3 protein-coding genes are annotated in these 1,946 nt (G+C 67.7%); 1 reads left to right on the top strand and 2 read right to left on the bottom strand.

Features of this window, described 5'->3' with window-relative positions; translation table 11 throughout:
- Together K377_RS42660 and K377_RS41045 are read right to left on the bottom strand one after the other, a co-directional pair.
- A partial coding sequence (locus K377_RS42660) for an ATP-binding cassette domain-containing protein (RefSeq protein WP_146614876.1) occupies positions 1 to 156 on the bottom strand: 156 nt, incomplete at its 3' end.
- Between the two features lie 20 nt (positions 157 to 176).
- A complete protein-coding gene (locus K377_RS41045; protein ID WP_111668708.1) occupies positions 177 to 848 on the bottom strand; it encodes a DUF4097 family beta strand repeat-containing protein in 672 nt (223 codons plus the stop codon).
- Between the two features lie 776 nt (positions 849 to 1,624).
- Here K377_RS41045 and K377_RS41040 point away from each other — a divergent pair.
- The coding region (locus K377_RS41040) for a TetR family transcriptional regulator (protein ID WP_146614875.1) at positions 1,625 to 1,946 on the top strand (322 nt) is incomplete at its 3' end.

Here is a 1,946-nt window from a genome sequence, read left to right as displayed (position 1 = left end):
GGAGAGGATCTTCACGGCGGTGGTCTTGCCGGCACCGTTGGGCCCGAGGAGGGAGAAGATCGTGCCTTCCGGGACGGTGATGTCGAAGCCGTCGAGGACGGTCTTGTCTCCGTAGGACTTGCGCAACCCGTGTGCCGCGATGGCCAGGTTCGTCATGGGGGGAGCTCCGTTTCGGGTCAGAGGCCGCGGGCGGTGATGTCGCCGTGCGAGGTGGTCGCGTGGATGGTCAGACCGGCGGCGGCACCGTCGCTGTTGCGCAGCGTGTTGGTGATCCGGCCGTAGGCGGTACGGGCGTCGAGCGAGGCGGAGACGCCGGGAGCGGCGCCGACCGAGATCGCGCCCGACTCGGTGTGCAGGGTGAGGGTGCCGTGCGAGGCTTCGGCGACGGTCAGGTCGCCCTTCTGGGCGCGGAGTTCGGCGGGTCCGGTGAGGCGGCCCACCGAGATGTTGCCGTCGGCGACGGTGAGCCGGGTGTTCGCGCTCTCGTCCAGCGCGACGGTGGCCTGTGCGCCCTCGAACGTGACGTCGCCGAGCCGTCCCTCGCTGCGGAGTTCGGCGCTGGCCGCCTTCGCGTCGATGTGCGAGCCGGCGGGCAGCTGCACGGTCACCTCGACCGAGCCGGAGTTGCCGAGCACCCCGTGCGTGGCCTCCGGTGCCTCGATCCGCAGCACGCCCTCGCGGTAGGAGACCTCGATCTGCTCGGCGGCCTTCACGTCGCGGCTCCTGGCGGAGTCGGCGGGGCGCACCTCGACGGTGGTGTCGGTCCGGTCGGCGGCGACGAGGTGGATCCGTCCCGCCGGGATGTCGAGCACGGTCGGTACCGGGGCCGGGGTGTCGAACTTCTGCATCGTGCTCTCCTTCATCCACGTCGCGTGCCCTGCAGCCCGCTGTTTCTGATGATGGAAACGCTACGTTGCATTTATGAAACTGGCAACTGAGGTTCCGTGCTCAACTCGCTAACTGTGCAGGCCAGGGCCGTAAATTCATTGCAATGGGATCGAGTTGAATGCAACGCTTTCGAGGTCCAGTGTTGCAACGAGTTGACGGTGAACGCTATGCCGGGACGTCGGGACCGCGCGTGGCCCCCGCCGCGCCGGCACCGCCCGACTGCCCGACCATGCCCCACGCCGGTGCAGCCCCGCTCAAGCCCCGCTGGAGCCCGCGCGAGGGTCCGGGCCGCACGGCCGCCTCCGGGCGTCCTCGACCGGCGTTCCGGCGGTGACGTGCACCATGAAAGTTTCGATGGCCGGAAACGCTACGTTGCATTCATTGATGCAGCAATGTATGGATAGGGTAACTACGTTCTGACGTAGGAAAAAGGTGGGAGAAGTTGCAACGGTTTCCTGATGAACGCAACAGCGATTCAGGGGTCGTTGCAACGAGCTGGAGGTGAACGCCGGGCGCGGCGCTCTCTTGGCTGGTCGCCGCACGGACGGCGGCCGCGGATGCGCACACCCATTGCGCACGAAAAAACCTACCGAGCGGTTTAAATTGACTTACCATTCGACCGGTTTGTACAGTCATGCGGACTCTAGGTGGATCTCGGCGTCAGCCGATGGCCTCACGCAGTCGCACGCGGGTGGCTGATGCCGGCCCGTTCACGGACACATGAGGTGAGGCGCCTATGAAGGCGAAGCAGGAGCGGTCGGTGCGGACCCTGGAGCGGCTGATCACCTCGGCGGCCCAGCAGTTCGCGGACCGCGGCTTCGTCCGGGCCACGCTCGGCGACGTCAGCGAGGCGGCCGGCGTCACCAAGGGGGCGCTCTTCTTCCACTTCGCCACCAAGGACGAGCTCGCGGACGCCGTCCAGGCCCGCGGCGAGGACATCCTGGAGTCGGCGATCGGGGACATCGCCGGCCGGGAGGCCTTCAGCCTGCAGATCCTCGTCGACGCCACGCACGAGCTGAACCGCCTGCTGCGGGAGGACCCCTTCGTGCGGGCGGGGG

The organism is Streptomyces sp. PsTaAH-137, from assembly GCF_003259365.1.
Classification (GTDB): domain Bacteria; phylum Actinomycetota; class Actinomycetes; order Streptomycetales; family Streptomycetaceae; genus Streptomyces.
The sequence above is the reverse complement of the archived record's forward strand: the minus strand, read 5'-3'. Positions and strand labels throughout refer to the sequence as shown.